General features: G+C 69.2%; 3 protein-coding genes. 2 read left to right on the top strand and 1 reads right to left on the bottom strand.

Going from position 1 to position 2,102, the window contains the following annotated elements; all coding sequences use genetic code 11:
- A partial coding sequence (locus I55_RS37050; RefSeq protein WP_044561177.1) for a hypothetical protein occupies nucleotides 1–196 on the top strand: 196 nt, incomplete at its 5' end.
- A 185-nt stretch (nucleotides 197–381) separates the two neighbouring features.
- Entirely contained in the window at nucleotides 382–885 is a 504-nt protein-coding gene (locus I55_RS13865) for a hypothetical protein (protein WP_044561176.1), read from the top strand.
- Nucleotides 886–892: 7 nt separating this feature from the next.
- Here I55_RS13865 and I55_RS13860 read toward each other — a convergent pair whose 3' ends face one another.
- Nucleotides 893–1,714 (bottom strand): DUF2189 domain-containing protein, encoded by an 822-nt coding sequence (locus I55_RS13860; RefSeq protein WP_049974105.1) that lies wholly within the window; start codon nucleotides 1,712–1,714, stop codon nucleotides 893–895.
- Nucleotides 1,715–2,102: the final 388 nt, after the last annotated feature.

The raw sequence follows: 2,102 nt of genomic DNA, 5'->3' as shown, positions 1-2,102 counted from the left end.
GCACGACCTGATCTCCCGCGCCGCCCTGCTGGCCGATGGCTGGTGGGGCCGGCTGCTGCGCCGCCACTTGCTGCCCTGGATCATCGGCAATCCCTTCCTGCGCCGGCGCATCGCCCTCAGTCTGTCGCAACTGCCGGTGTCACGGCAGGAGCGGCCGGTCCGGCTGGGGGTTTTGAACCGGCGGGGCGGCCGGTAAGGGGCGACCTCTGTGGCCGGCAGGCCCCGCCGACGAAAGTGGTAACGACCATTTCGACGCGCAGCGCCTATCAGAGTAGCGCCACCCTTTCGTGCATGGCCGCCTGCCTGCCAGGGGCCTTTGATCCGCCGGGCGGGGCCGGTATACAGGGTGCGGTGCGATAGCCCAGGCAGGATGGAATTCCCGTGGTCAGACGCGTTTACGCCCGCAAGGAAGTGGTGGGGCTCCTGGACGCGCTGGAGCGCCAGGCGCGCGAGTCCACGCAGCTGGCCAAGCAGGCGGAGGCCGCGGCGGCCCGCGACAGCTTTGAGGCCTACAACGCCTTCCGCAACAAGGTGGGGGAGTTCCGCGCCCTGTGCATCCTGGTGGAGGGCCGGCTGCGCAGCATGGACGGCCCGGCGGACGAACTGCGCGAGCGCTACGCCCAGCTGGACACGCTGATGCTCAGCCTGCTGGTGCGCGCCAGCATGCGCTTCTTCTTCGTGCTGTCGGCCAAGACCGTACTGCCGCTGGGCGCCCGCGAGATTTTCGTGACCGAGCTGCGCAGCCTCTATGAGGCCAGCGAGAAGCTGCGCAAGCCCGAATACGCCAGCCGCCTGAACGAATCGATCCGCAGCGAACTGGAGACGGCGGAGATGATCCTGGAAGAGATCATCGACAAGGCGCCGTCCATGCTGCAGTTCAGCTGAGCTTTCCTCATGCTTGCGATGTGGCCGGCCCCACCTCCGCCGGCAGGCGTACGATGTCGCGGTAGGCGTGCCAGCTGGCGTGGCCGATCAGGGGCAGCAGGGGCACTAGGCCGATAAACAGCGTGGCCATGCCCAGCACCACGGCCCCGGAGATCAGGCCCGCCCACAGCAGCATGGCGCGGGGACTGGTGCGCACCGCCATGACGCTGGTGGCGACGGCGGTGAAGACGCCGACATCGCGGTCCAGCAGCAGGGGCAGGGTCACTACGCTGATGGTGAAGGTGGCCAGGGCCAGGCCGGCGCCCAGCACGGTGCCCGCCACCAGGAAGGGCAGGGCGGCCGGTGTCAGCAGCGCCGCCGCCACCCCCTCCGGCGCGGCATGCATGTCGCTCAGCAGCAGGGCGTAGAGCAGGGTGGCCAGCCGCACCCAGAACAGGTGCACCAGCAGCAGCACGATGCCGAAGGCGCCGATGGAGGGCAGGTTGCCCCGCCATGCGGTCAGGCAGGCGCGCGCGTCCGGCGCCAAACCCTGCTCACGCCGGCGGCTGGCCTCGTAAAAGGCCACCGCCAGCAGGGGGGCCAGCAGCATGAAGCCGCCGGTCAGAGGCAGCAGCAGGGCCAGCCAACCGTTCAGGATGGCCACCGCCGTGGCGAAAAAGCCCACCGCCGCCAGCGCCAGGCCGAAGCCCAGGCTGATGGACGGGGTGGCCGCCAGATCGGCGGCGCCCTGCTGCAGCCACAGCCAGGGCCGGTCGATGGGAACCCGCCGTACGGCGGGCGAGGGGCTATTGAAAACCGGAACCAGGGTACCTTCGGTCATCACCGTCATGGCCGCGCGTCCTTCCGCCCATGGACTGCCACAAGTTGTACCGCCATCCGCCGCGAAAGACGACTTATCAAGCGCCCTTGTCCCGGGCCTGCCGCTTTCCGTCACTGGCCTAACCATACACCGGGCGGATGGATGGCGTCTTGACGCAGGTCAATGCGACCGAATGTGCGCGCTATCACAGTGCCGACGCTGTAGGAGCATCGGCCCCGTCGCCCGACGGACACCGCCTGGGCCACCAGGTCCGCCGATGCCCGCAATCGTTGTCTTGAGAGCCACGGCACGGGGCCGCACCCGGGCCGAGAGCCGCTTGAGCCCATATTCGGGGGGTGTCATGAGTGTAGCGGTTTCCGGGGGGGTGCCCATAACGGCCGCCCAACCCGCCAGCCGG

The organism is Azospirillum sp. B4 (genome assembly GCF_000333275.1).
Lineage (GTDB): Bacteria > Pseudomonadota > Alphaproteobacteria > Azospirillales > Azospirillaceae > Nitrospirillum.
The sequence above is the reverse complement of the archived record's forward strand: the minus strand, read 5'-3'. Positions and strand labels throughout refer to the sequence as shown.

Excerpts from the sequence above, each read along its gene's own strand:
- I55_RS13860 (WP_049974105.1), bottom strand. The coding sequence starts at position 1,714 with ATGACGGTGATGACCGAAGGTACCCTGGTTCCGGTTTTCAATAGCCCC.